The organism is Nonomuraea monospora (assembly GCF_039531895.1).
Lineage (GTDB): Bacteria > Actinomycetota > Actinomycetes > Streptosporangiales > Streptosporangiaceae > Nonomuraea > Nonomuraea monospora.
The window spans coordinates 327,711-353,497 of sequence record NZ_BAAAQX010000009.1; the positions used below are offsets into that span (position 1 = coordinate 327,711).

At 71.6% G+C, this 25,787-nt stretch carries 24 protein-coding genes and 1 pseudogene; 8 read left to right on the top strand and 17 right to left on the bottom strand.

Annotated elements, in window-relative coordinates; translation table 11 throughout:
• The first annotated feature begins 35 nt into the window (after positions 1-35).
• Entirely contained in the window at positions 36-3,059 is a 3,024-nt protein-coding gene (locus ABD331_RS20720) for an AfsR/SARP family transcriptional regulator (protein ID WP_344477108.1), read from the top strand.
• 18 nt (positions 3,060-3,077) lie between these two features.
• Here ABD331_RS20720 and ABD331_RS20725 read toward each other — a convergent pair whose 3' ends face one another.
• The gene (locus tag ABD331_RS20725) at positions 3,078-3,698 is read right to left on the bottom strand and encodes a DedA family protein (protein WP_344477110.1); all 621 of its coding nucleotides are present in this window, start codon (positions 3,696-3,698) and stop codon (positions 3,078-3,080) included.
• Positions 3,699-3,904: 206 nt separating this feature from the next.
• On the opposite strand from ABD331_RS20725, the gene ABD331_RS20730 reads away from it, so the two are divergent.
• Positions 3,905-5,146, top strand: coding sequence for a glycosyltransferase (locus tag ABD331_RS20730; protein WP_344477112.1), 1,242 nt, complete (start codon positions 3,905-3,907; stop codon positions 5,144-5,146).
• A gap of 9 nt (positions 5,147-5,155) precedes the next feature.
• Here ABD331_RS20730 and ABD331_RS20735 read toward each other — a convergent pair whose 3' ends face one another.
• Positions 5,156-6,184: a class I SAM-dependent methyltransferase gene (locus ABD331_RS20735; protein ID WP_344477114.1), complete on the bottom strand. Its 1,029-nt coding sequence runs from the start codon at positions 6,182-6,184 to the stop codon at positions 5,156-5,158.
• A 62-nt stretch (positions 6,185-6,246) separates the two neighbouring features.
• Complete coding sequence (locus tag ABD331_RS20740; protein ID WP_344477116.1) at positions 6,247-6,597, bottom strand: TcmI family type II polyketide cyclase; 351 nt, start codon at positions 6,595-6,597, stop codon at positions 6,247-6,249.
• Positions 6,598-6,796: 199 nt separating this feature from the next.
• On the opposite strand from ABD331_RS20740, the gene ABD331_RS20745 reads away from it, so the two are divergent.
• On the top strand, positions 6,797-8,296 hold the full coding sequence (locus tag ABD331_RS20745; protein WP_344477118.1) for a peptide MFS transporter: 1,500 nt from the start codon (positions 6,797-6,799) through the stop codon (positions 8,294-8,296).
• A 177-nt stretch (positions 8,297-8,473) separates the two neighbouring features.
• Positions 8,474-9,325, top strand: coding sequence for an AfsR/SARP family transcriptional regulator (locus ABD331_RS20750; protein ID WP_344477120.1), 852 nt, complete (start codon positions 8,474-8,476; stop codon positions 9,323-9,325).
• 60 nt (positions 9,326-9,385) lie between these two features.
• On the opposite strand, the gene ABD331_RS20755 is transcribed toward ABD331_RS20750, so the two are convergent.
• From ABD331_RS20755 to ABD331_RS20810, 12 genes are all read right to left on the bottom strand, one after another.
• Positions 9,386-10,741 (bottom strand): acetyl-CoA carboxylase biotin carboxylase subunit, encoded by a 1,356-nt coding sequence (locus ABD331_RS20755; RefSeq protein WP_344477122.1) that lies wholly within the window; start codon positions 10,739-10,741, stop codon positions 9,386-9,388.
• A 41-nt stretch (positions 10,742-10,782) separates the two neighbouring features.
• Entirely contained in the window at positions 10,783-11,442 is a 660-nt protein-coding gene (gene accB / locus ABD331_RS20760) for an acetyl-CoA carboxylase biotin carboxyl carrier protein (protein WP_344477124.1), read from the bottom strand.
• On the bottom strand, positions 11,439-13,103 hold the full coding sequence (locus tag ABD331_RS20765; RefSeq protein ID WP_344477126.1) for an acetyl-CoA carboxylase carboxyltransferase subunit alpha: 1,665 nt from the start codon (positions 13,101-13,103) through the stop codon (positions 11,439-11,441). Before ABD331_RS20765 ends, accB begins: the two co-directional genes overlap by 4 nt.
• 165 nt (positions 13,104-13,268) lie before the next feature.
• On the bottom strand, positions 13,269-13,577 hold the full coding sequence (locus ABD331_RS20770; protein WP_344477128.1) for an antibiotic biosynthesis monooxygenase family protein: 309 nt from the start codon (positions 13,575-13,577) through the stop codon (positions 13,269-13,271).
• On the bottom strand, positions 13,574-13,906 hold the full coding sequence (locus ABD331_RS20775; protein ID WP_344477130.1) for an antibiotic biosynthesis monooxygenase family protein: 333 nt from the start codon (positions 13,904-13,906) through the stop codon (positions 13,574-13,576). Before ABD331_RS20775 ends, ABD331_RS20770 begins: the two co-directional genes overlap by 4 nt.
• Before the next feature lies 1 nt (position 13,907).
• On the bottom strand, positions 13,908-14,645 hold the full coding sequence (locus ABD331_RS20780; RefSeq protein WP_344477132.1) for an SDR family NAD(P)-dependent oxidoreductase: 738 nt from the start codon (positions 14,643-14,645) through the stop codon (positions 13,908-13,910).
• Between the two features lie 55 nt (positions 14,646-14,700).
• Positions 14,701-15,162 carry an anthrone oxygenase family protein gene (locus ABD331_RS20785; RefSeq protein WP_344477134.1) on the bottom strand — a complete coding sequence of 154 codons (462 nt, stop codon included), beginning with the start codon at positions 15,160-15,162 and terminating at the stop codon, positions 14,701-14,703.
• 69 nt (positions 15,163-15,231) lie between these two features.
• Complete coding sequence (locus ABD331_RS20790; protein ID WP_344477136.1) at positions 15,232-15,699, bottom strand: SRPBCC family protein; 468 nt, start codon at positions 15,697-15,699, stop codon at positions 15,232-15,234.
• Between the two features lie 2 nt (positions 15,700-15,701).
• The gene (locus ABD331_RS20795; protein ID WP_344477138.1) at positions 15,702-15,956 is read right to left on the bottom strand and encodes an acyl carrier protein; all 255 of its coding nucleotides are present in this window, start codon (positions 15,954-15,956) and stop codon (positions 15,702-15,704) included.
• Positions 15,953-17,212 (bottom strand): ketosynthase chain-length factor, encoded by a 1,260-nt coding sequence (locus ABD331_RS20800; protein ID WP_344477140.1) that lies wholly within the window; start codon positions 17,210-17,212, stop codon positions 15,953-15,955. Before ABD331_RS20800 ends, ABD331_RS20795 begins: the two co-directional genes overlap by 4 nt.
• The gene (locus tag ABD331_RS20805) at positions 17,209-18,480 is read right to left on the bottom strand and encodes a beta-ketoacyl-[acyl-carrier-protein] synthase family protein (protein WP_344477142.1); all 1,272 of its coding nucleotides are present in this window, start codon (positions 18,478-18,480) and stop codon (positions 17,209-17,211) included. The genes ABD331_RS20800 and ABD331_RS20805 overlap by 4 nt, the downstream gene beginning before the upstream one ends.
• On the bottom strand, positions 18,477-18,905 hold the full coding sequence (locus tag ABD331_RS20810; protein ID WP_344477144.1) for a cupin domain-containing protein: 429 nt from the start codon (positions 18,903-18,905) through the stop codon (positions 18,477-18,479). The genes ABD331_RS20805 and ABD331_RS20810 overlap by 4 nt, the downstream gene beginning before the upstream one ends.
• 183 nt (positions 18,906-19,088) lie before the next feature.
• Between ABD331_RS20810 and ABD331_RS20815 the strand changes: the two genes are divergently transcribed.
• From ABD331_RS20815 to ABD331_RS20830, 4 genes are read left to right on the top strand one after another with little or no spacing between them, the layout of a single operon-like run.
• Complete coding sequence (locus tag ABD331_RS20815; protein WP_344477225.1) at positions 19,089-19,544, top strand: anthrone oxygenase family protein; 456 nt, start codon at positions 19,089-19,091, stop codon at positions 19,542-19,544.
• A 23-nt stretch (positions 19,545-19,567) separates the two neighbouring features.
• Positions 19,568-20,041, top strand: coding sequence for a pyridoxamine 5'-phosphate oxidase family protein (locus ABD331_RS20820; protein WP_344477146.1), 474 nt, complete (start codon positions 19,568-19,570; stop codon positions 20,039-20,041).
• Between the two features lie 32 nt (positions 20,042-20,073).
• On the top strand, positions 20,074-21,285 hold the full coding sequence (locus ABD331_RS20825) for a cytochrome P450 family protein (protein ID WP_344477148.1): 1,212 nt from the start codon (positions 20,074-20,076) through the stop codon (positions 21,283-21,285).
• Between the two features lie 37 nt (positions 21,286-21,322).
• Complete coding sequence (locus ABD331_RS20830; protein ID WP_344477150.1) at positions 21,323-22,348, top strand: methyltransferase; 1,026 nt, start codon at positions 21,323-21,325, stop codon at positions 22,346-22,348.
• A gap of 293 nt (positions 22,349-22,641) precedes the next feature.
• On the opposite strand, the pseudogene ABD331_RS20835 reads toward ABD331_RS20830, so the two are convergent.
• A pseudogene (locus ABD331_RS20835) lies at positions 22,642-23,742 on the bottom strand (FAD-dependent oxidoreductase); the annotation flags it as partial.
• A 128-nt stretch (positions 23,743-23,870) separates the two neighbouring features.
• Positions 23,871-25,643 (bottom strand): right-handed parallel beta-helix repeat-containing protein, encoded by a 1,773-nt coding sequence (locus ABD331_RS20840; protein WP_344477155.1) that lies wholly within the window; start codon positions 25,641-25,643, stop codon positions 23,871-23,873.
• Positions 25,644-25,787 lie beyond the last annotated feature (144 nt).

Consider the following 25,787-nt stretch of genomic DNA (forward strand, 5'->3'; position numbering starts at 1 on the left):
TTGCCGCACGGGGGTTGCTGCACATGGAAAAGGCAATGCGGTTCGCCATTCTCGGTCCTTTGGACGTGCGGCGCGGGAACCGCACGATCATGGTCAACGCCGAGAAACAACGGGTGATCCTCGCGACCCTGTTGCTTTCCGCGAACCGCGTCGTGCTCGCCGACGACCTCATGGAACGACTGTGGGAGCAGCGGTTACCGCGTTACGCGCGGGCCTCGTTGCAGACGCATCTGGCCCGGCTGCGCCGCACGCTCGAAGACGGTGACGACGACGTCGAGGTGATCCGCACCAGCCCCGGTGGCTACCTCATCGAGGTCGCCCCAGAACAGCTCGACCTGCTGCGCTTCCGCGGGCTCACCGAGCAGGCGACGCACGCGGAGCGGGCGGGCGACGCGGCGGGCGAGCTGGGGCTGCTGCGCGAGGCGCTGTCGTTGTGGCGGGGCACGGCGCTGGCCGGCATCCGCTCCGACGTCATCCTGCGCGACGAGGTGCCGCAGCTCACCGAGGAGTGGTTCCGGTGCCTGCACCGGCGCTTCGACCTGGAGCTGCTGCTGGGCAACCACGACGAGATCGTGGCGGAGCTGCGCAGCCTCGTCCGCAGGTATCCGCTGCGCGAGCGGCTGTGCGGCCAGTTGATGATCGCGCTGTTCCGCTGCGGGCAGCAGGTGGAGGCGTTGAAGGCGTACGCGTCCGTCTCCGCGGTGCTGCGCCACGACTACGGGCTCGACGTCGGCGACGAGCTCGAACGCCTCCAGCACGCCGTGCTGACCGGAGATCCCGAGCTGGTATCAGTAAACGGTTACAGGAAGGGCAACAGGGAGGCCGGCGGCGCGGCCTCGCCGTGGACGACCCCGCGCCAGCTCCCCGTGAGCGCCGGCGACTTCGTCGGCCGCACCGAGCTGCTCAAGCGCGCCGACGCGGCCCTCGACCCCGGCCAGTCCGACACGATGGCGATCGTCACCATGACGGGGCCCGCCGGCGTCGGCAAGACCGCCACGGCCATCCAGGTCGCCCATCAGGTCCAGGACCGTTTCCCTGACGGCCAGCTCTACGTCAAGCTGCAGGGCGTCGGCGAGCACCCGCGCACTTCCACCGAGGTGCTGGGCGAGCTGCTGGAGGCGACCGGCCTGAGCCCGGGGGCGATCCCGGAGGGGCACGAGCAGCGCGCCGCCCTGTTCAGATCCAGGCTCGCCGACCGCCGCGTCCTGCTCATCCTGGACGACGCCGCCGACATCGAGCAGGTGCGGCCGCTCCTGCCGGGCACGCCCGGCTGCGCCGTGGTCATCACCAGCCGCCGCCTGCTGTCCGCCCTCCCGGGGGCCGTCCCGGTGCGGCTGGGCAACCTGTCGGAGCAGGAGTCGCTCGACCTGCTGGAGGCCCTGGTCGGCAGCAGGCGCATCCGCCAGGAGGCGCAGCCCGCCGCGCGCATCGCCGCCGCCTGCGGGCACCTGCCGCTGGCCCTGCGCATCGTGGGGGCCCGGCTGGCCGCGCAGCCGCTGGCGCGCGTCGCCACCTTCGCCCAGCGGCTGCAGGACGGCCACCGGCGCCTGGACGAGCTGCGGATCAGCGGCCTGGACCTCCGGCGCAGCCTGGAGCGCAGCTACGTCGCCCTCGACCCGCCCGCGCGCACCGCCTTCCGCCGGCTCGGCCTGCTGTCCGGCGCCGAGATCACGCCGTGGACCGTGGCGGCCCTGGCCGGCGCGGGCGACGAGCACCTGGCCGACCGGCTCATCGAGCACAACCTCCTGGAGCCCGTCGGCCTCAACACGATCCACGACCCGACCTACCGCCTGCACCCCCTGTCCGCCCTGTACGCGGCCGACCTCGCCAAGCAGGACGACCCGATCTCCACCGGAGCCGCCCTGCGCCGCTACACCGACTCCCTGCTGGCCTACGCGGAACGGGCGTCGCGGCAACTGCCCAGGGCGATCGGCCAGCTCCCGCCGGACGGCGCCGTCGTCGCGTCCGTCCCGCTCAACGACGTCGCGCGGGTCGACGTGCGGCCGTGGCGGTGGCTCGCCGCAGAACGCGACCACCTCAAGGACATGGCCCTGCACTGCTGCCGGCAAGGCTGGCACGAGCGGGCGGCGCGGATCACCGAGGTCATCTCGCAGCTCGCCAGCCACGAGGACGCGCTGGAGATGCTCGGTCTGTTGTGCGTCAGGGTGCGCGACTCCGCCTGGGCCAACGGCGACCAGCGGACCGGGTGGCGCGCCGAGCACCACCGGGCCATGCTGCTGCTGCGGCAGGGCCGGGTGGAGGCCGCCCGCAAGATCATCGCCAAGTGCGTGACCGCCTTCCAGCAACTCGACGCCGCCCGCGAGCTGCCGTACAGCACGGCGGTCCTGGCGGCCGTCAACGTGATGCAGCTCAGGGCCAAGGAGGGGCTGGCGCTCGCCGAGCACGCCTACCAGCTCGCCCGGTCGGCCTCCGACCCGTACGCCGAGGCCCTCGCGCTCGGGGCCGTCGGCGACGCGCTGCTCGGCCTGCGGCGCAAGTCCGAGGCGCGCAACACGCTCGTACGGGTGCTGCGGCTGGCCAGGGAGCTGGGGGAGACCCGGCTGGAGGCCGTGACGCTGAACCGGATGGGCTGGTCGTCCCTGCGCGTCGGCGATCTGCGCGCCGCGCCCCGGATGGCCGAGGAGGCCAGAGGGCTCACCGGGATCGGCGACCGGTACGGCAAGGCGCGCCCGCTGGCGCTGCTCGGGGCCGTCGCCCTGGAGCAGGGGCGGCACGGGGAGGCGATCCAGCTCGCCGAGGAGAGCAGGCGCACCTTCGCCCGGCTCGGTGACGCCTGCGGGGAGGCGGAGGTCGCCTGCCTGCAAGGGGAGATCCACCTGTCGGCCGGGCGGCCTCGTGACGCCGTGGCCCTGCTGGTGCCGGGGATGAGCAGGCTCGACGAGCTGGGCGCCTACCGCGTCCGCGACCGGGCCACGCGTGTCCTGGCCGAGGCGGACACCGTCCTGGGGGAGCAGCGGCAGCGCAAGCGGGACGGCCGGTGGACGGAGGGGGCGACGGTGCGGTCACTCAACCGCGACGGACGCAGCGGCGCCGCCTGACCCGCGCCCGCCGGTCGCTCAGCCATGACGGGCCATGCGACGCCGCCTGACGTGTGACCGGACGACGCGGACGGCGATGACGGTGGCCACGATCGCCGGAGGGATCAGCGTGCCCCAGACGCCTAACTCGGAGCCGACCTCACGATAGGAGGCCGCGACGGCCGTCCCCGCGCCCACGTACAGACACGACCACGTCAGGGCGGCGGGCCCGGCCCAGCAGATGAACCGCCGGTACGGCATGCCCAGCGTGCCCGCCACGATGGGCACCAGCGAGTGGATCACGGTGACGAACCGGGACCCGAACACGGCGGGCCCGCCATGGCGGCGCAGGTGGGCCTCGGCCCTGGCCCACTTGCCCGCCCCGATCCGCCGCCCCGCCCAGCTCTGCCGGATCGACGGCCCGAAGCGGCGTCCCAGGGCGAACCCGAGCGTCTCTCCCGCCAGGCAGCCGAGCGTGGTGGCGGCGACGAGGAGCGCGTAGCGCGCCGGCGAGTCGACGGTCGTCCCGGCCAGCAGCACCACCGCGTCGCCCGGCACGAAGAGGCCCACGAGCAGCGAGGTCTCCACGCACATGAACCCGAGCGCGGCGGCGCAGAGCAGCAGGGGGTGGAGCTCGGCGAGCTGATCGAGCACCTCCATGTCCTTCCTCTCCGCAGGAGTCGCCGACCTTCCCATGATGGCGTTGACTGATCACCTCCACTCGTCCATCGTCGATTTGTCAGGGTCATCTCAGGGGCTCCCGGAGAAACGTCAGGGATGTTCCCCGATGGCACCGGCGGGAGGCCGTCAGGAGCATGGTGGTGCGCGGTCCGATGATCGGTGTTCGACATCGAAGGAGCCACTCCATGACCTTCCGCCTCCTCGCCTCCTCGCCTCGTGGGGAAGGCCCGTTCGACGGCGCTGAGGGTGAGGCACGGCCGCTGCGGCTGCTGATCGGCACCGACACCTACCCGCCCGACGCGAACGGCACGGCCTGCTCCGCCTACCGCCTGGCCGGCGCCCTCGTCAGGCGGGGGCACGACGTGCACGTCGTGTGCCCGTCGGAGCAGGGGTCGCCGCGGGTCGAGCGGGCGGAGGGCGTCACGGTGCACCGGCTCAGGTCGGTGGCCGTGCCGGAGCGGCGGATCATCGTGCCCGTCCTGCTCACGGGCACCCTCAGGGGGCTGCTCAGGCGGATCGCCCCGGACGTCGTCCACGTGCAGGACCACTTCGTCGTCGGGCGCGCGCTGATCGCCGTGGCCCGCCGGCTGTGCGTGCCGGTGGTGGCCACCACCCGCTTCCTGCCGCACCGGAGAAGGACCGCGTGCGAGCTGGTCAGGACGCTGGCCTGGCGCGACCTCACCCGGGTGTTCGGCCGGGCGGACCACGTCGCGGCGCCGAGCAGGGCCGCCGCCGAGCTGCTCGCGGACCAGGGCCTGACCCGCCCGGTCGAGCCGGTGCCGCACGGCGTGGACCTCAGCCGGTTCAGGCCCAGGGAGGAGCCGAAGACGTGGGCGCGCGGCAGGCTCGGCCTGCCCGACCGCGACACCGCGCTGTTCGTCGGCCGGCTCGACGCGGCCACCCGGCTGGACGAGCTGCTCCAGGCGCTGCGGCAGGTGTGCCGCCGCGCCGACGCGCAGGTGGTCCTGGTGGGCGACGGGCCGCGCCGCGCGCGGCTGGAGAGCCTGGCCGGCGCGCTCGGGATCGGCGGGCGCACCCACTTCCTCGGCTCCGTCCCCGAGGACGACCTGCACCTCGCCTACGCCGCCGCCGACGTCTTCGCCAGCCCGAAGGTCGCCGGGCTGGGCGCCGCCGCCACTCTGGAGGCGATGGCCAGCGGCCTGCCCGTGGTGGCGGCGGACGCGGGCGCGCGCACCTGCCTCGTCCAGCACGGCAGGACGGGCTACCTGTACCGCCCGGGTGAGGTGCCCGCGTTCGCGAGCTTCCTCACCCGGGTGCTGACCGACGGCGAGCTGGCGGCGACGATGGGCGCCATCGCCCGCACCGTCGCGGCCACGCACGACCACCTGCGCTCGCTCGCCCGCATCGAGGAGATCTACGCCGGCCTCGCCCAGACGTACGGCGGGCGCGTCCAGCGGCTGGCCTGACCCTGGGCTCTAGCCCTGGGCCTTGTCGGCGACCAGGACGCGGAAGGCCAGGCCCGGCACGTCGTACCGGCGGCCGTCGACGAACCCGGCCCTGTCCAGCATGTGCGTGTAGTCCTGGACCGTGTGCACCTCGCCCTCGAACGTCCACGTCAGCATCAGGATCGAGAACAGGTGCGGGGCGGGGTCCTCGGCGGGCGGCGCGTCCAGCGTGAAGCCCACCAGCACGATCTTCCCGTCGGGCTTGACCGCGGGGGCGAGCCTGGTCAGCAGCTCGCCCGCGCGCTCCGCCGAGAAGTGGTGCAGCACGTTCGTGACGAGGACGACGTCGTACGGGCCGCCGAGCGGCACCTCGAACATGTCGCCGGGCAGCCGGTGCACCCGCTCCCTGACGCCCATGCGCTCGGCGTGCTGCTCGGTCAGCGGCAGCACGTTGGGCCAGTCGAGCGCCCACACCTGGGCCTGCGGGTTGCGCTGGGCAAGGGTCAGCCCGTACATGCCGTGCCCGCAGGCCACGTCCAGCACGTCCAGGCTCTCCCGCCCTGCCGCCCACGGCTCCAGCGCGTCGGCCACGACGGCGGCCGTGGGGCGGGCCACCGCGACGGCGTAGGAGGCGAAGTCCTCCCAGTACTCGTAGCCGGGCGTCTCGGCGTGCACCTCCATGACGGTGCCGCCGTGCCGTACGGCGTCGTGCAGCTTCTTCAGCGCGTCCCACTCCCAGTCGCTGGCCATGACCCTGACCATGTCGCCCAGGTACTCGGGGCTCTTGCTCACCAGGAGCCGCTCGCCGTGCTCGGGCAGGGCGAACCGGCCGCCGTCCTCGACGGCCAGGCCCACCGCGGCCAGCGCGTTCAGCAGGATCCGCATGCCGCGGACGTCGCTGCCGAGCCGCCCCGCCACGGTCTCGGCGTCGATCGGCCCCTCCGCGAGGCAGTCGAACACCCCCATGGTGACGCCCGTCCTGAGCAGGCTGGTCGTCTTGTACGCCTGCATCATCCCGAGCAGCGACTCGCGGCTGATGCTCTTGTTGTTCGTGCTCATCGTCCCTCCCGCCGAAACGGTGACTGTGGTGGCCCGGCCGATCGCCGGCCGGTCGGCTGACGTCATCGAGGAAGCTGGGAGACCCTTCCGGGCTCGGCCTCCCATCGGTAGAACTCGTGCGCCATGGCGTCCCTGGGGGATCGCCAGGTGTCGGGGTCGTACGGCTCGATGAACTCCGTCAGCCGCTCGCTCAGGCGCCGGAACTCCGGGTGCTCGCGGATCTGGCTCATCGTGTGCTGGGCGTTGTCCCGCACCTCCATGAGCTGGAAGTACAGGCCCTGGAAGGAGAACAGGCTGCGGCTCACGGCGCCGCCGAGCCACGGCAGCTCCGTGCGGTCCGACTCGGCGAACAACTCGGCGACCTCCGCCTCGGAGGAGGGCCGCATGCGTGCCACGACCAGGATGCGTTCCATTGGGGTTCTCCTCGGTATCTGGCTGCCGCGAACGATCTCGGGCCAGTCTTTCCGCCGCGGCTCGCACGCGGCTTGAGGGAGCCTGGAGCGCCGGGGCCGCCCGGGGCGCTTCGACCGGCGTTCGACCTGCTCTCTAGCCGTGCCCAGCAGCATGAACGGGTGTACGGGAACCCGTTCGACGGCAAGCCCTGGAGGAGTGATGAACCCGCCGACCAGTACCTCGCGGACGCACGGCAGGCCGCGCTGGCTCACCACGCTGTTCCTGGCCGACATGTGGGAGAGGTTCAGCTTCTTCGGGATGCAGGCCATCATGATCCTGTTCGCGGTGGCCCCCGCCGAGGAGGGCGGGCTGAACCTGCCGCACTCGACCGCGGTCGCCCTGTACGGCGCCTACGTCGGCCTGATCTTCGTGCTCTCCATGCCGGGCGGCTGGCTCGGCGACCGGTTTCTCGGCGAGCACCGGGCGACGCTCTACGGCGGCGTCGTCATCGCCCTGGGCCACTACCTGATGATGGTGCCGGCCCGGCCCACCGCCTATCTCGGCCTGGTGACCATCGCCGTGGGCACCGGCCTGCTCAAGCCGAACATGCTGGCGCTGCTGGGCCGCTTCTACGGCCCCGACGAGAGCAACCGGCGTGAGGCCGCGCTCGTCGTCTTCTACATCGGCATCCAGATCAGCGCGCTGCTCGCGCCGCTCGTCACGGGCTTCCTGGGCGAGCGGATGAACTGGCACCTCGGGTTCGGCGCGGCGGGCCTCGGCATGACGTTCGGCGTCATCCAGTACGCCATCGGCTCGCGCAGGTTCGGCACCATCGGCCGCGCTCCCGCGCATCCGGCGAGCCGCGACGAACTGCGTACCGTGGCGAGACGGATCGCGATCGCCGCCGCGGTCGTGGGCGTGCTGCTGACCGGCGCCGTGCTGACCGGCGCCTTCGCGATCACGCACGGGATCGCGCTCGTCGGCCTCGTCACGCTGACCGCGCCGTTCGTCTACTTCGCGGTCCTGCGCCGCCGGGCCCGGCTCAGCCCGGAGGAGAGCCGGCGGCTGTCGGCGTTCCGCTGGGTGCTGCTGTCGGTGGCGCTGTTCTGGATGTTCGTCATCCAGGCCGGTTCGACGCTGAGCCTCTTCGCGCAGCGGCACACCGCCCGCGAGCTGGGCGGCTTCCTGGTGCCCGCGAGCTGGTTCCAGTCGGCGATCCCGCTGTTCATCCTCCTGGCCGCGCCCGGGGTGGCGTGGCTGCTGGTGCGTAAGGGCCGTCAGGTCGGCGTAGTGGACAAGATCGCATTCGGGCACTGGCTCGCCGCCGCCGGCTTCGGGGTGATCAGCGTGGCGGCCATGCTGGCGGCGGGCGGGGAGCGCGTCTCCCCGCTGTGGCTGCTGTTCGTGCTGCTGACGCTGGCGTGCGGCGAGGTGATACTCGGCCCGACGGTCATGAGCGCCACCGTGGACCTCGCCCCTTCCGCGTTCGCCGGCCGCACCATGGCGCTGTACTGGATGTTCGCGGGCGTCGGCGGCGGCCTCGGCAGCCTGCTGGGCAGGCTGGTCTCCGCCGGGGATCCACAGCCTGTGTACTACCTCGCGCTCGCCGCGCTGGCCCTGCTGACGGCGACGGGCTTCGTCGTCGCCCGCCGGCGGCTGGCGGCGGCCATGTCACAGCCGGCATTTCCGTCGCGTCACCGGGACCTCACGCCCAATTGAGCGCGAAAGAGAGACGAAAGCGGCGCTTTACCGCAGTCAACTAGAAAGGCATCCGAGGGGATCGCGAAATTCCTTCAGGTACGGGAAGACCCACAAGTCAACGCCGCTACGTGAGGATCATGCGAGATGCGTTTTCAGGTGCTCGGAACATTGGAGATCCACGATGGTCCGCGCCGGTTGACACCGAGCGCTCCGAAACAGCGCAGCGTACTCGCGCTGCTGCTGTCCTCGGCGAACGAGGTCGTGCCGACCGAGGCACTGATCGAGGAGCTCTGGGAGGGCCACCCGCCCGTGAGCGCGCTCACCACCCTGCAGACCTACGTCTACCAACTACGCAAGCTGCTGACACGCAACGGCGAGGAGGAGGACGGGCCCCGCCTCCTCACCAAGCACGGGGCCTACCTGCTGTCCGTGGACGGCGGCATGCTGGACGCCGTCGAGTTCGAGCGGCTGATCGACGTCGCCCGCCGGCACCTGCAATCCGACGACCTCGAACCCGCCTCCGCGACCCTGTGCGCCGCCCTGGACCTGTGGCACGGGTCGGCCCTCGCGGACGTGGTCGCCGGGCCCAGGCTGGCCATCTACCGGACCCGGCTGGAGGAGCTGCGCGTCCACGCCGTCAAGCTCAGGATCGACACGTGGTGGCGGATGGGGCGGCACCACGAGACGATCGCCGAGCTGAAGGAGCTGGCCGCGACCCACCCGCTCGACGAGTGGTTCCACCTGAGGCTCATGGAGGGGCTCTCCCGCGAGAGCCGGCGGCACGAGGCGCTGGAGGTCTACCACAACCTGCGCTCCATCCTGCGGGAGGAGCTGGGGCTGGAGCCGGGGTCCGAGATGCGGGAGCTGCAGCAGACGGTGCTGGCCCTCGACCACGCGCCGCACGCGCCGCACGCGTCCATCGACCGCTCGCCCGAGCCCGCCTTGGCCGGGCGGAACGGGCGCCGGCCGCTGCACGACCCAGTGCGTGACCCAGTGCGTGACTCGGTGCGTGACCGGTCACCGCGGAAGGCCGGCTGCGCCCTGTGAGACGCGAGCCGGGCCCGGCTCAAGGCCGGGCCTGGCGTTCCGCTTGAGAGCCCACGTTCCTTACGAGTCCGCGGCCACCATGACGTCGGCGAGCGACGTGGTGTGCCGCGCCTCCAGGAACCGCGCGTCGGCCATGATGTCCTGAAGGAACCCGATCGTCGTACAGATCCCGCGCCCCGACACGCGGAACTCGCTCAGGGCCCGCCGCATCCGGGCGACGGCCTGATCGCGATCCGGAGCCCACACGATCACCTTGGCCAGCAGGGAGTCGTACTCGGCGCCGATCGAGACGCCGTTCGCGCCGTGCGTGTCCACCCGGGTGAACGGCCCGCCCGGCGGCAGGAACTCCTCCACCACACCGGGCGTCGGCAGGAACCCGCGCCGCGGATCCTCCGTGTTGACCCGGCACTCGATCGCCACGCCCCTGAGCTCCACGTCCTCCTGACGCAGGCCCAGCGGGCGGTCGGCGGCGACCAGCAACTGCTCCCTGACCAGATCGACGCCCGTGACCATCTCGGTCACCGGGTGCTCCACCTGGATCCGGCAGTTGGCCTCGATGAAGAAGAACGCCCCCGCGGGATCGACCAGGAACTCGAACGTCCCGGCGCTCGCGTAGCCGACGGCCCGCGCCAGGGTCACCGCCGCCTCCCGGATCCGCCCCGTCAGCTCGGGGGACAGGCCGGGCGCGGGCGACTCCTCGATCAGCTTCTGCCTGCGCCGCTGGACGGTGCAGTCGCGCTCGCCCAGGCTCACGATGCCGCCGTGGAGATCGCCCAGCACCTGGACCTCGATGTGGCGGGCGTTCTCGACGTACTTCTCGACGAAGACCCGGCCGTCGCCGAACACCGCCTGCGCGCTCGTCCGGGTCTCGGCGCACGCCCGCAGGAAGTCCTCGGGGTCGCGGACGACGGCCATGCCCCGCCCGCCGCCGCCCGCCACGGCCTTGATGATGACCGGGTACCCGATCTCGTCGGCGACCTGCTTGGCCTCCTGCCCGGTGCGCAGCGGCGCGGGGCTGCCCGGCAGCACAGGCAGTCCCGCGGCGGCGGCCAGGTTGCGCGCCTGCGTCTTGTCGCCCAGCGAGGCGATCACCGACGGCGACGGGCCGATGAACGTCAGCCCCTTCGACTCGCACATCTCGGCGAAGTCGGCGTCCTCGGACAGGAAGCCGTACCCCGGGTGCACGGCCTGCGCCCCGGCGTTCAGCGCGGCCTCCAGGATCGCGGGCGGGTAGAGGTAGCTGCGCTTGGCCATCGCGGGGCCGATCTGCACCCGCTGGTCGGCCAGGCGCAGCGCGGGCGAGTCACGGTCGGCCGTCGAGTGGATCATGATGACGCGTACGCCCAGCTCGCGACAGCTACGGGCGATGCGCAGCGCTATCTCGCCACGGTTGGCGACGAGGACCGACGAGAACATGGAGCCTCCAGGCGCCTTCCCGGCGCGGTCGGAACGGTCGTTCAGTGGGTCGCGGGCGGGGCGACGGCGATCAGCTTCTGGCCGTACTCGACCGGCGTTCCGTCCGGGACGAGGATCTCGACGACCTCGCCTGACACGTCGGCCTCGATCGGGTTCATCAGCTTCATCGCCTCCACGATGCCGACCTGCTGGCCCTTCTCCACCGTGTCGCCCACGGCGACGAAGGGGGCGGCGCCCGGCTCGGGGGCCCAGTAGAACGTGCCCACCATCGGCGCGCAGACGTGGCGCAGCTCCTCGCCCTCAGCCGTCGCCGCGCCGTCCTGCGCGGCCCCGTCCTGCGCCACGCCCTGTGCGACGTGCGGCGCGGCGTAGGGCGCGGTGTGCGGTGCCGGGTATGTCACGCCGTGCGGCGCGGCGTAGGGCGGCGCGAACTGCGGGAGTGCGGTGTGCGGGAGTGCGGTGGCGGGCGGACCGGCGGCGATGACGGGCGGGCCCGCGGCGACGTCCGGCCATTCCAGCTCGACCACCGCGTCACCGGCCTGCAGCCGGACCCTGCGCATCCTGCCCCCGGCCGCGATCAGCTCAGCAGCCTGACGGCACAGCTCTCCCATCAGCGCCTGCGTGGAGCCCTCATCCGCCCGCCCCGCGGCCTCCTGCCCGGTGACGCCGTCCGCCCGCCCCGCGGCCTCCTGCGCGCTCATCGCGACCCCGCGTCGAACTGGCGGAACCGCTGCCGCCGATCCGCGATCAGCTTGCGCGGCTCATGAATGGCGAGGTCGTCGAACGCCTCCGCCACCGCCGCCCCCACCAGCCGAGCGGTGGCCGCCGGATCCGTGTGGGCGCCCTCCCCGGGCTCCGGGATCACCCCGTCCACGATGCGATGCCGCAGCAGCTCCCGCGCGTCCAGCCGCAACGCCTCGGCGGCGAGCGGCGCGGCCGACGGGCTCTTCCACAGGATGGACGCGCACCCCTCGGGGCTGATCACCGAGTACACGGCGTTGGACAGGGCCAGCACCCGGTTGGCGACGCCCAGCGCCAGCGCGCCCCCGCTACCTCCCTCACCGGTGACGACGGCGACGACGGGCACCGGCAGCGTGGACATCAGCCGCAGGTTCTCGGCGATGGCCCAGGCCTGCCCGTTCTCCTCGGCCTCCAGCCCGGGGTACGCCCCCGGCGTGTCCACCAGCGTGAGGATCGGCAGCCCGAGCTTGGCCGCCAGCCGCATCAGCCGGGCCGCCTTGCGGTATCCGGCCGGGGTCGGCATGCCGAAGTTGCGCTCCACCCGTTCCCTGGTGGTGTGGCCCTTCTGGTGGCCGATGAAGACGATCGGCCGGCCGTCCAGCCTGCCGAGGCCGCCCACGATGGCGGGGCAGTCGCCACCGAGCCGGTCCCCGTGCAGCTCCACGAACTCCTCGAGCAGGTGGCGCGCGTAGTCCAGCGACGTGGGCCGGTCGGCGTGCCGGGCGAGCTGCACGGCCGTCCAGCCGCTCCTGGCGGGCAGCCGTTCCGGCTGGAAGATCAGCCTGGACGGCTCCGCGGCGGGCACCCGCTCGGCTGCGGCCTGCAGCGAGCAGAGGCGGGCGAGCGTGGCGCGCAGCTCCGCGCGTGGACGCACGTCGTCGATGAGCCCTCTGGCCCGCAGGAACTCCGCGGTCTGGAACCCGTCGGGGAGCGCCTGGCCGATGGTCTGCTCGATCACGCGGGGGCCGGCGAAGCCGACGTGGGCGCCGGGCTCGGCCAGGATGACGTCGGGCAGGGTCGCGAAGGAGGCGGCCACCCCGCCGTACGTCGGATCGGTGATCAGCGCGATGGTCAGGATCCCGGCCTCGTCCAGCTCGGCCAGGGCCTGGCTGGTGGTGGCCATCTGCATGAGCGACAGAGCGCCCTCCTGCATGCGCGCCCCACCCGACGCCGTCACCAGCAGGAAGGGCACCCGCTGCGCCAGCGCGGCCTCGGCCGCCGCGACGATCCGCGCGCCCACGGCGGAGCCGAGGCTGCCGCCCATGAAACGGAAGTCCATGACGGCGGCGACGATCCCGTGGCCGTCGATCGTGCCGCGCACGCACAGCACGGCCTCGTCCAGCCCGGACTTGTGCCGCGCCTCGCGCAGCCGGTCGGGGTACGGCTTGCTGTCGGCGAACCCGAGCGGGTCCTCAGGGACCGGCGGCGCCTCGATGACCTGCGTCGATCCTTCGTCGAAGAGCTGGTCGATCCGCTCGCGGGCGGTGATCCTGGTGTGCAGCGCGCACCCGGGGCACACGCCGAGATCGCGGGCGAAACGCTTGCCGTACACGATCTCCCCGCACCGCGCGCACCGGATCCACTCGGCCGCCTCGGTCTTGGGGGGGAGGGTGATGGTCATCCTCGGTGCTCCTTTTCCTCGCTCAACCACCCGTCGGCGAAGCTGGTCCGCCCGATTGCCTGCAGTCCGGCCCACAGGTGCCGCCCCACCGCGCGCAGCGCCCGCCGCACGTCGTACGGGGGAGCGGGCGCTCCGGCGGGGCGGGCCCCACCGGAGCCGGGGCTGTCAGAACTGGTCCACGACTTCATAGATCCCGTAGCCCTTGCCGCGTTCGTCGTCGCGGTAGGAGCGCAGCGCGGACGTCTGCCCCTTGTGCCGCGACCCCTGCTCCCAGGCGTTGAACTCCGACAGGCTGCGCCATTCGCTCAGCACGGCGAACTCGCTCGGGTCCAGGGCCGAGCGCAGCAACTGGCTGCTCAGCAGCCCCGCGGTGCCGCGCATGCCCATGTTGACCCGCCGGTAGGCGTCGATCACGGAGCCCGCGTCCCCGTTGGCGGCCGAGTAGTAGACGAGCACCCGGACCGCTCCGATCATCGTCTGGCCTCCGCGCGCTCGCGGCCGAGGTCGAACACCACGTGCTTGGTCGTCATCGTGCCGTGCGAGCGGTAGGGGTGCAGCTTCTTGCGGTGCTCGACGTGCGCGTCGCTGCGCTCGAACTCGCGGAAGCCGGCCTCGTCGGTCCAGTCGCTCATGATGTAGTAGACGCCGTCCTCCTCGGCGCTCCTGGACAGCCACTGGCCGACGTTGGCGGGGTTCTCGCCGACCACGTCCGCGACGGAGTACCAGACCCGCTCGAACTCCTTCTCCTTGCCTGGATGGATCTGCATCCGCAGCATCACCCGGAACACCTGCGTGTCAGCCATCTCAGATCCCTCCATCGACGTGGACGGTCTCGCCGGACATGTAGCGGGAGCGGTCGCTGGCCAGGAACAGCACGACGTCGGCGATCTCGTCGGGCTCGCCGAGCCGGCCGAGCGCGGTCATGTTGCGGTAGCGCTGCTCCTGCTCGGGGCTGAGGCCCTCGGCGGCGTGGGTGGAGATGATGCCGGGGGCGATCACGTTGATCCTGATCCCGTGCGGGCCCAGCTCCTTGCACAGCGACCTGGCCAGGCCGAGCACGCCCGCCTTCGAGGCGGTGTAGTGGGTGCGCAGCGGCACGCCGACCATGGCCGCCTTGGAGCCGATGGCGACCACCGAACCGCCCTGCGACATCAGCGGCAGCGCGCCGTGCAGGACCAGGTACATGCCGGTGAGGTTGGTGTCCAGCACCCGCTGCCACTCGGCCAGTTCGAGCTGGGCGAACGGCACGTGGCTGATGGCGCCGGCGTTGTGCACGACGACGTCCAGCGAGCCGAGCCTGGTCCTGCACTCGTCGATCAGGCGGGTGACCTGGTCGGCGCGGCCCACGTCGGCCTGGATGACGCAGTGCTTGCCCGACGTGGCCGCCAGGTCGCTCTCCAGCCGCGCGGCCGCCTCGGCGTCGCCGCGGTAGCACGCGACGACGTTGCACCCCTCCTGGGCCAGGCTGAGCACGACCGACCGGCCGATCCCTCTGGTTCCTCCGGTGACCAGGACGTTCTTGCCCTCAAGCCGGAAACTCATGATTGCCTCTCCTCTTGGTCTGCGGGGCCGCGCAGCGGCGTTTCAGGGCCGCGTTTCAGAGCAGCGCGACGGCTGCGGAGCTGTTCAGGACGAGGGCGAGCACGGCCAGCCACGTCCTGGTCCCGTTCCACCGCGCCCACGTGCGGCGGAAGGCTTCCATGTCCCACCCGGCGGGCAGCGAGTCGGGGTTCTGCGCCTTGACCCAGCGGTTCATCGGCAGGGTCCTGGTCAGCGACACGACCACCACCGAGCCGGCCGCCAGGGCCGCCGCCGCGCACAGCACCCGGACCGCGATCCGCGGCTCCGCCACGGCGACGAGCACGTCGGCGGCCAGGGTGATGAGCAGGCAGGCGGGCTGGAACGGGTCGTAGCGCCCGACGGCGAAGGCGTGCGCCCTGACGTAGCTGGGCGCGGGGAGCGTCATGTAGAACGGCACGACGCCGAGCACCGTGGCCACCAGCACGCCCGCCGCCAGCCCGTTGGCCAGCAGCGCCAGCGGCAGCGCGACCCCGGTCACGGCACACCGCCCCGGCCCGTCATCCGGCCGGCCCGCTCCGCGCGGGCCCTGTGCGCGGGCATCCCGGCCTCACGCCTTCCTGACCCGACGCGCCGCCCGCTCCACCTTCTCCTTGATCAGTTTCATCTGGACGGGCGAGTTCCCGTCGATCCGCCTGGTCATCTGCTCCAGGCTCACGGGGGAGTCCGGCTTCATCCGGAAGTCCTGCAGCCAGCGCATCTCCACGCCGTCCGGCACCTCGCGGTACTCCCAGCGCAGGTTCATGTACTCGAACCAGCCCGTCTCGACGCGGTGCGCCCGCACGATGCGGGTGCGCGGGTCGGCGGTCCGCTCCGACACCCACGACCAGGCGTTGCCGTTCTCGTCGGGACGCATGGTCAGGCGGAAGCGGACGGTGTCGCCCGAGCGGTGCAGCACCTCGGTGCTGGCGTACTCGTCGAACAGCTCCGGCCACGACTCGACGTCGTTCGTCATGGACCAGACGAGGTCCATCGGCGCGGAGATGACGATCGCGTTCTCGGTGTGTCCGGCGGCCATGGCTAGTTCACCGCCGCCCGCTCGTTGACGTAGTCGAGCACCGCGCGGGGCGTCTCCAGCGTGGCGGCGACCTCGTCGGGGACGACCACGCCCCAGTCGCGCTCCAGGCGGCTGGCCAGCTCCAGCACCGCCAGCGAGTCGTAGCCCATGTCACTGAAGCCCGTGTCGATGATGTCGCCTTCGAGGTCGATCGACTCGTCCTCGCCGGCGCTGATCCGCATCAGGTGCCGCAGGTCGTCGAGCGTGAGTTCCTTCATCGGTCCTCTCCTTGTGTGGAAGTGCCGGTATCGGGGGCGCGGAGCACGAGCGCGGCGTTGAAGCCGCCGTACCCGCGCGCGATGATCAGCGCCGAGCGCACCACGGCGTGCCGGGGCTCGTCCCTGACCAGGTCGATCGCGTAGCCGGGGACGAGGTCGCGGACGCCGATCGTGGGCGGCAGCACCGAGTCGCGGATGGCCAGCAGCGCGGTGGCGACGTCCAGCGACGGCCCTCCCGCGTAGAGCCGGCCGGTCATCGTCTTGGGCGCCGTCACCGGCACGCCGCGGTCGCCGAAGACCGCCGCGATCGCCTCGGCCTCGACCCGGTCGAGGTCGGGGGTGCCGGCGGCGTCGGCGAACACCACGTCGATGTCGCCCGGCGCCAGGCCCGCCTGGGCGAGCGCCTGCTCGATGGCGCGGCGCAGCGCGGGCGGGCGTCCCGTGCCGGGCGCCGGGTCGAACGTGGCGGCGTGCCCGGCGATCACCCCGTACGTCCTGCGCGCCCCGCGCTCCCTGGCCTTGGCCGCGTCCTCCACGATGAGGATCGCGCCGCCCTCGCCGGGCACGTAGCCACCCGCGCCGGCGTCGAACGGGCGGTAGGCCAGCTCGGGATCGGTGTGGGTGCTCATCCGGCCGTTGGAGATCTGGCAGGTGAGCCCGTACGGGCTGAACGGCCCGTCGGTGCCGCCGCTGACCACCAGCCGCGCGCCGTCCTCCAGCACCCGCCGGGCCTGTGCGAGCGACTCCAGCGCCCCGGCCTGCTCGGCGACGACGACCCCGCAGGGGCCGCGCATGCCGTGCCGGATGGAGATCTGCCCGGTGGTCGCCGCGTAGAACCAGGCGATCGACTGGTAGGCGCCCACGTGCCTGGGGCCCTTGCTCCACAACTCCTGGATCTCGCGCTGGCCGAACTCCACCCCGCCGGACGAGCTGGCCGTGACCACGCCCATCTCGTACTCGGGCAGCGCCGCGGGGTCCACGCCCGCGTCGTCCAGCGCCATCTCGGCGGCCAGCAGCGCCATGTGCGTCCAGTGGTCGGTCTGCGGGATCAACCGGCCGGGCACGTTGCCCGGCGCGCTGAACCCCCGCGCCTCTCCCGCCAGGCGCACCGGGTAGGACTCCGCGTCGAACCGGGTGATCCTGTCGATCGCCCGCTTCCCGTTCAGCGTCGCGGCCCAGTGCTCCGCGACGCCGATGCCGGTGGGGGCGACGACGCCGATCCCGGTGATCACCGGCGCGTCCTGAGCCAGGCTCATGCCGCCTCCCGGCCGGGGGCCGTGAGCACCATCGCGGTCTGGAACCCGCCGAAGCCGCTGCCCACGCTGAGCACCACGTCCACCGGCTGCTCGCGGGCCACCTTGGGCACGTAGTCGAGGTCGCACTCCGGGTCCGGCGTCTCCAGGTTCGCGGTCGGCGGCACCGTGCCGTGCTCGATGGCCAGCGCGCTGGCGGCCACCTCGATGGCGCCGATCGCGCCGAGCGAGTGCCCCACCATGGACTTGATGGAGCTGACCGGCGTCCGGTAGGCGTGGTCGCCCAGGCTGCGCTTGAACGCGGCCGTCTCGTGCCGGTCGTTCTGCTTGGTGCCCGAGCCGTGGGCGTTGATGTAGGCGACGTCGTCCGGGTTCAGCCTGGCCCGGTCCAGCGCCACCCTGATGGACTCCGCCATCTCCCGGCCGTCCGGCTTCAGCCCGGTCATGTGGTACGCGTTGCCCCTGGTGGCGTAGCCGGCCACCTCGCAGTAGACGTGCGCCTCCCTGCGCCGGGCCCGCTCCAGGTCCTCCAGCACGAACACGGCGGCGCCCTCACCGAGGACGAAGCCGTTGCGGTCGCGGTCGAACGGCCTCGACGCGTGCGCCGGGTCGTCGTTGCGCGGTGAGGTCGCCTTGATCGCGTCGAAGCAGGCCACGGTGATCGGGGAGATCGGCGCGTCGGTCGCGCCGGCCAGGACGACGTCGGCTGAGCCTTCCGCGATCAGCCGCGCCCCGTACCCGACGGCGTCGAGGCCGGACGTGCAGCCGGTCGAGATCAGCGTGACCTGGCCCTCGGCGCCGCACGTCCAGGCGACCTCGGCGGCCAGCGAGCTGGGCACCAGGTGCCCGTACAGGTGCGGCATCCCGTAGGAGGAGTCGACGAGCCAGTTGCGGCCCGAGTCGCTGACGACGACGTACTCCTCCTCCAGGCTCATCGTGCAGCCGACCGCGCTGCCCAGCGTCACGCCGGTGCGCGTCGGCTCCAGGTCGGAGGGGTCCAGGCCGCTGTCCGCGAGCGCCTCACGCGCCGAGACCACGGCGAACTGCGCCGCGCGGTCCATGCGCCGGATCTCGCGGGCGCTGAGGCCCTCCGCGGCCGGGTCGAAGTCGCACTCCGCGGCGATCCGCGACCGGAACGCGCCGGCGTCGAACATCGAGATCGTCCGCGTCGCCGTACGGCCCGCGGTCAGCAGCTCCCAGAACGCCTTGCGCCCGGTGCCGCCGGGCGCCACGACGCCGAGGCCGGTGAGCGCCACCCGTCTGCCGGTCATTTCTGGTCCCCGACGTTGAGCGAGGGCTCCCCGGCGTTGGGGAGCGGCTCGGTGTCCACGTGGCCGAGCTCCGGCTTCGGCGCCAGCGGCCCGAGGTGGAAGACGGCGACGGCCTGCGTCTCGCCCGGGTTCTCCACCCGGTGCCGGACACCGATGGGCACGTGCAACGCCTCACCCGGAACCAGCCGCACCGGCGTGCCGTCCAGCCGCACGAGCAATTCCCCCTGAATGAGGCAGAGGAACTCCTCGGAATAGGGGTGGTAATGCTCGGACACGAACTCGCCGGGCTCCAGGGTGAGCCGCCCCATGAATCCGGAGGTGGCGCCGACCGTCGCAGGACCGAGCAGAACGCGAATGTCGCCGCCGCGCCGCCGATTCGGCTTGATCTCGTCGACATTCACCTTCGACGCCCGAGTAATCGTCATGTAGAGGCCTCCCTGCCAGGCGGACTACTTTCCTGTGCAGCATCATGACCGGGGCGGCTAGAGGAGACCTCGAAGCGGGCTCAAGCCCGCATTAGACCGCTTTTCCCCAGTCATATTCGAGTCCGCCTCAAGGGGCCGCCCGGATACTTCGGGGTGGTGGCAGAGGGAGGAGCGACATTCGTGATGGTCCAGATTCTCACCGCCGCGGTGCTGGTCACCAGCGGTATCGCCGCGGGTGTGCTGTTCACCCACGCCGTCGGCGTATGGCCGGCGATGCAGGCCATGACCCCCGAGCGTTACGTCGCGGCCCACAAGCTGCTGGGCCGCGCCTACGACCCGATGATGCCGATCATCGTCGGCACCTCGGCGGTCCTCGACGTCATTCTGGCCGTTCTTTCCGGGCCCGGCCAGGCGCGCACCCTGTTCATTGTCTCGGCCGTCTGCCTCGTCGGCGTCGGCGCCGTTTCACAGACTCGGAACGTGCCGATCAACCGGCGCGTGAAATCACTCGATCCGCAGGCCATTCCGGCCGACTGGAAAGACCCGCGCGGCCTGTGGGGGAAATGGAACATCGTGCGGACCTCGTTCGCCGTGCTCGCGCTCATAGGAAATGCCGCGGCCGCCGTATCCGCATTCTGAAACTCGTGCGAAAGGGATTCACCATGACCGCGCCCAGTGCCGCGCGGGGAGCCGGCCTCGCCCCTCCCCGCGAGCTCGCCCAGCGCAAGGCCGACGTGCTCGGCAAGCTCGCGAGCGAAAGGTTCGCCTGGCTCGCGACCGGCGGGGAGTCCGGCGCCCACCTCGTCCCGCTCGGGTGCGTCTGGGACGGCGCCCGCCTGGTGATGGCCACGCAGGAAAGCCACGTCACGGCCCGCAACCTGCGCAAGGACGGCCACTGCCGCGCCGCGCTCGGCGACCCGGCGGACGTTGTGCTCATCGACGGCACCGTGGAGATCGTGGCGCACGAGGACCTGCCCGCCGACGCGCCGTCCGTCCTCGCGAACCTGCCCGTGAACCCCAGCCGGGTGCCGGGCTGCGTCTACCTCTTCCTCACGCCTCAGCGCGTCCTCACCTGGCGGCACCGCGGAGAGATCCCCGACCGGACGGTGATGCGGGACGGCCGCTGGCTCGCCTGACGACGTTTTTTGAGACCTACTGAGGAGCACAGATGCCAGAGGCGGCGACCGTTCCGATCGGCAGCATCCCCCATGCGGCCTTGACCGACCCCTACCCCTTCTACGAGCAGCTGCGGGCGAGCGGGCGGGTGCACCGCCTCGGCACCCCCATCGGGCTGGAGGCGTGGTTCGTCCCGCACTACGAGGACGCCCGCCCGCTGCTCACCGATCCGCGCTTCAGCAAGGCCGCGCACCACTCCGACGTCGTGCACGAGGACGGGCAGAAGGCCGAGAGCTCCTTCGCCGACAACATGGTCAGCACCGACCCGCCCGAGCACACCCGGCTGCGCAAGCTGGTGCAGAAGGCGTTCACCCGGCGGCGGATCGAGCTGCTGCGGCCTCAGGTGGAGAGGTTCACCGACGAGCTGCTCGACAAGATGGAGCGGGCCGGCGAGGCGGAGCTGATGGAGGACTTCTCCTACCCGCTGCCCATGATGGTCATCGGCGAGCTCCTCGGGCTGCCGGTGGAGGACCTGGAGGACCTGCGGCACAAGAGCGTCTTCTGGTTCCTGGAGGAGGACTACGCGGGCAACCCGGTCGACCACTTCAGGGCGCGGCAGGCCGCCATCGGCGAGTACGTCCGCGACCTGATCAAGTACCGGCGCAGCCACCCCAACGACGACCTCGTCCAGGGCCTGATCGAGGCCCGCGACGGCGAGAACCGGCTCTCGGAGAAGGAGCTCGTCGCGACGGTGATGCTGCTCATCTTCGCCGGCTTCCTCACCACCGTGAACCTGATCACCAACGGTGTCCACGCCCTGGTGCGCAACCCCGGCCAGCAGGCCCTGCTCGTCGCCCAGCCCGACCTCATCGGCAGCGCCGTCGAGGAGTTCCTCCGCTACGACAGCTCGCTGTCCCTGATCGAGGGCCACGCGACGGAGGACATCGAGGTCGGCGGCACCGTGATCCCCGCGCACTCGCTGATCATCGTGCCCGTGCACTCGGTCAACCGCGACCCGCAGGCCTTCCCCGACCCGCACCGGCTGGACATCACCCGCAACCCCAACCCGCACCTGGCCTTCAGCCACGGCGTGCACCACTGCCTGGGCGCGCCGCTGGCCCGGCTCGAAGCGCAGGTGGCCATCACCGCGCTGCTGCGCCGCTTCCCCGACATGACGCTCGCCTGCGACCCCGGCGAGGTGCGCTGGCACCGCGACTTCTTCCAGCGCTCCCTGCACGCGCTCCCGCTGCGGCTCAAGCCCTGACCGCTGCTACTGCTGACCGTTTGAGAAAGGAAGCCCGATGTCTCTTCCCGAGACCGCAACGCCCCTTGTCAGGACGGCAACGGGATTCTTCCAGGCGCAGGCCCTGTTCGCCGGGATCGAGCTGGGCCTGTTCGCCCGCCTCTGCACCGCGCCCGCCACCGCCGAGGAGATCCAGCGCGAGTTCGGCCTGCACCCGAAACTGACGCGGGACTACCTGGACTCGCTGGTCGCCATGGAACTGCTCGGCAGGGACGGCTCCGCCTACAAGCCCTCCCCGCTCACCGCCACCTACCTCGACCCGCGCAAGCCCGAGTACATGGGCGGCTTCCTCGCCCACAACCAGCGCCGCCTGTATCCCGCCTGGGGCAAATTGCCCGGCTTCCTGCGCTCCGGCGAGAGCCTCGTGCAGCAGCTCTCCGAAGGCGACTTCACCGACGGCCTGTACGCCGACCCCAAGCGGACCCGCCACTTCGCCGACGCCATGGACGGCTACGCGGTGCTGCTCGGCCGGCCGCTCGCGCAGAAGTACCCGTGGGAGAGCGTCAAGTCCTTCACCGACCTCGGCGGCTGCCGCGGCCTGCTCACCATGCGGCTGGCCGCGGCCCACAGCCACCTGCGCGGCGTCACCTTCGACCTGCCGCCGCTGGAGCCGCTCTTCGACGAGCTCATCGAGAAGGAGGCCGGCGACAGCGACCTGCGCGACCGGGTGTCCTACCACGCGGGCAGCTTCTTCACCGACGACCTGCCCGACACCCAGGTGTACATCTTCGGGCACGTGCTGCACGACTGGGTGGACGAGCGCCGCCGGGCGCTGGTGCAGCGGGCCTTCGAGCAACTGCCCCCGGGCGGCACCCTGCTCATCTACGACAGCATGATCGACGACGAGCGGCGCGACGCGGCGTTCGGGCTGTTGATGAGCCTCAACATGGCGATGATCAGCGGGTCGTCGGAGTACACGGTGTCCGAGGGGGCGGGGTGGATGAAGGAGGCGGGGTTCGAGGTCGAGCGGCCGGTCCCGCTGAACGAGCTCAGCACCCTGCTCATCGGCAACAAGCCGGTCTGACCCTCTCTGTCCGGGCCTGACCAGGCTGCTCCCGCCTGGTCAGGCCGCCCGTCTGTGGGGAAAGGCCGCCTCAGCCCTTGTCAGGCCGCACCGGCCCCGAACGCGCGCTCTTTCAACATCGGCACCCGCTGGGCGGTGCGCAGAAAGGCCCGGAACCCCCGCCGCGCCAGCGGGCTCCGCGTGACGAACCGCCGGGCCGTCCGCAACGAGTCCCGCACGGCGGCGAAGCCGTACTCGCTCATCTGCCTCTCGTAGTCACCGACCGCCGCCACGACCTCCTTGCGGCCACCGGCGGCGGCGCTCAGCTCCTGGCAGAGCAGCCGCGCGTCGCGCAGCGCCGTGTTGGCGCCCAGCCCCAGATGCGGGGCCATGGTGTGGATGGCGTCGCCGAGCAGCGTGATGTTCGTGGCCTGCCACGGCTCGGCCGGCACGGCGCTGCGGATGGGCAGCAGGGACACCGTGTCGGGATCGGTCATCCTGATCATCCGCAGCAGGTCCGGATGCCAGTCCCCGGCCATCCCCAGCACCAGCTCCCGGATCTCCGCCCCGGACAGCTCGGCCGCACCCTCGGGGAAGTTCCGCGTCTCGGCGCCGAAGGCCCACAACACGTAGCTGCTGGTGTTGTCGTGCATCGCCCCGTCCCGCTCGGTCGCCCCGATCCCGCCGGGCAGCACGACCGGATCGCCGCCGAAGTCGTGCGGCGCGCAGAACATCGAATACCCCCTGGCCGGAACGACGTTCGTCAGCCCCTCGTAGAGCTGCGCCGGAACCTGCCGCTTCGTCTCCTCACTGAGCGGGAACTTCCCGGCCACCCGCGTGATGCCGGTGTCGATCCGCTCGGCCTCCGGCAGATACTGCTGCCGCACCCGCGACCCGCTGCCGTCGGCGGCCACCAGGACGTCGGCCGCGGCGGTGGACCCGTCCCCGAAGTGCAGCACGATCCGGCCGTCCGACGCGCGCTCGTACCGCTCGAAGGTCTTGCCGAAGCGCACCACCTGGTCCAGCCCGGTGAGCAGGATCTGGCGCAGCGTGATCCGGCTGACCGAGTGGTGGTCGCGCCAGTTGGCGTCCCTGCGGTCGGCCTCCAGCTTGATGAGCGGCTTGAGCTGCTCCGTCACGAAGACGAAGTCGAGCCCGCCCTTGCCGGTGGTGGACAGGAAGGCCTGCCACAACTCGGGCGTCAGGCACTCGCGCAGCGCCTGGGCGCCGAGCGGGTTGATGTGCAGGCGGTATCCCTGCAGGCGGTTGGCGGATGTGCGGTCGCGCTCGTAGACGGTGACGCGGACGCCGGCCTTGTGCAGGCCCTGCGCCAGGCAGAGCCCGCCTACTCCGGCTCCGACGATCGCTACCTCGATGGTCATGCTTCCCCCGTCCCGGGTCGGCTTATCACTCATTCAGATGACTGATTCCTCCATCGGTATGAGTAACGTAACCCGAGCCCCCGGCCCCTGGCAACGAGCCCGCCCGGCCCAGCGGCTGCGACGCGTCCTCCGCGTCGCAGCCGCCCTCACCTCAGCGACCGTCACGCGTCTGCGGCTCGAATCGCCAGGTCATCGATCTGGAACGCGGACCCGACGACACCCGAACTCCACACAAAGGTCCAGTCGACCCGGGTAGCCCCCGCGGGCGCCGTGAACGTCCCGCTGGCCTCGGTCCAGGCACTCTTCCGCGCCAGCGGAACGGCGTCGGTGCGCAACACCGTCCCCGACTCATCCCGCCACCGCACGTTCCACGTAACGGTGGGCATGGTCGCCACGGCCTCCCGATACCACAGCGACACGTCGTAGCTCGCGCCGGCGACCACACCGCGGTACCCGGGGTAGTTGTCGAGCGCCACCGCGCTGCCACCGGTCTGAGCGCTGGTGAGCTGCAGCGAGCCGTCGCCGCCGTGCGCGCCGCCGCTCTGGTGAGCCACGCCGGCCCCGTACCAGGCCGAGTAGGGCGAGGTGGTCGAGCCGTCCTCGAAGTCGTGCGCGGCGATCGCGGGCGGGGCCGGCGTGCCGCCGTCGAAGGTGCTCCCGGCGTCCTGCCCGTACTGGGGCCCGATCCAGTGGCCGGGCGCGACGCGCGTGTCCATGTCGCCGACCCTGAACTGCCACGGCCCCGTGTAGGTGTTGTCGTGCCAGGAGTTGTGCGAGTCGTGCACGATCGACTTCTGGATCACATCCCCCATGTACGGGGACCAGTCCGGATAGGTGCCCCAGTTGGACAGCAGGGCCATGTGCCCGCAGTACTGCGTCGGGCAGCCGCCGTTGACGTCGCCGGGGTCGAAGGCGAACGTGTTGTGGTGGACGTCGACGTTCTTCGTCCACCAGCGGCAGTCGGTGTAGAGCGGTTCGCTCTTGATGTCAGGGTCCGAGCACTTCGCCTTGTTCGCCGGCCCGACGATCATCGTGCAGTCGCCGGTCGTCGAGGCGGGGCTGTTGCAGAACCGGTCGGCGTTCGCCCACGCGGTGATCCCGCCCCAGTTGTTCTCCAGCAGGTTGCCGGTGATCTCGATCTTGCTGGTCCGTGCCGGCACCCGCGGCTCGCCGTCCGCCTCGGACAGGTAGATCGCCGCTTCGGGGAACGGGTCGCCCTTCGTCGCCCGCTCGGCCCCGGAGTCCCAGGCGTTGCGGCGGATCGTGTTGTTCCTGATCACGGCGTTGTAGCTGATCTCGTAGAAGATCCCGAGCGACTCGTTGTCCTCGATGAGGTTGTCCTCGATGAGGAAGTCGTTGTTGTTCGTGTCCGCCCAGACGCCGGGCCCGTGGTTGCCGTGCACCCAGTTCCCGGTCACGTCGGCGCCGTTCACCGCCCAGAACTTCATGGCGCCGGTGCATCCGCACCCGGGTACCTGGTGCTCCCAGTCGTCGGTGTTGTTGCCGGTGAACTCGTTGCCCGCCACCACCAGGCCGGTGATGGTGTTCCCGGCCTTGTACGCGTTCAGCCCGTACTGCCCGTTGTCCTTGAAGCAGTTCCCGCGGATCTCGTTCTCCGCCCCGGCCATCAGCCCGGCGCCGCCGTTGTCGCGGATCGTGTTGTGCTCCACCACCCAGCCGTCGCCGGAGTCGTGGTTGACCACACCCTCATCCTGCGGCGCGACGAACCCGGTGATGGTCAGGTACTTGATCGTGACGCCGGTCGCGTGCTGGGTGAACGCGTACTGATTCAGCTTCTGCCCGTCCAGCACCGCGCCGGGCGCTCCGATGAACGTGGCGCCGTCACCTGGCATGATCTGGGCGTACTTGTCGGCGCCCAGCGTGTGCGTGCCGGTCGCGAAGTAGTAGGTGGTGTTCGCCTTGCGCAAGTCCACGCCGCTGTTGTCCCCGGAGGGAACCACCACCGCCCCGGCGGGCGGTGTCGCGGGCCCGTTCAGTGACGAACTCCCGCAAACCGCCGCCGCTTCGGTCACCGTTCCCATCGCGATTTCGGTCACCGGATTACCTGCCTCGCCACT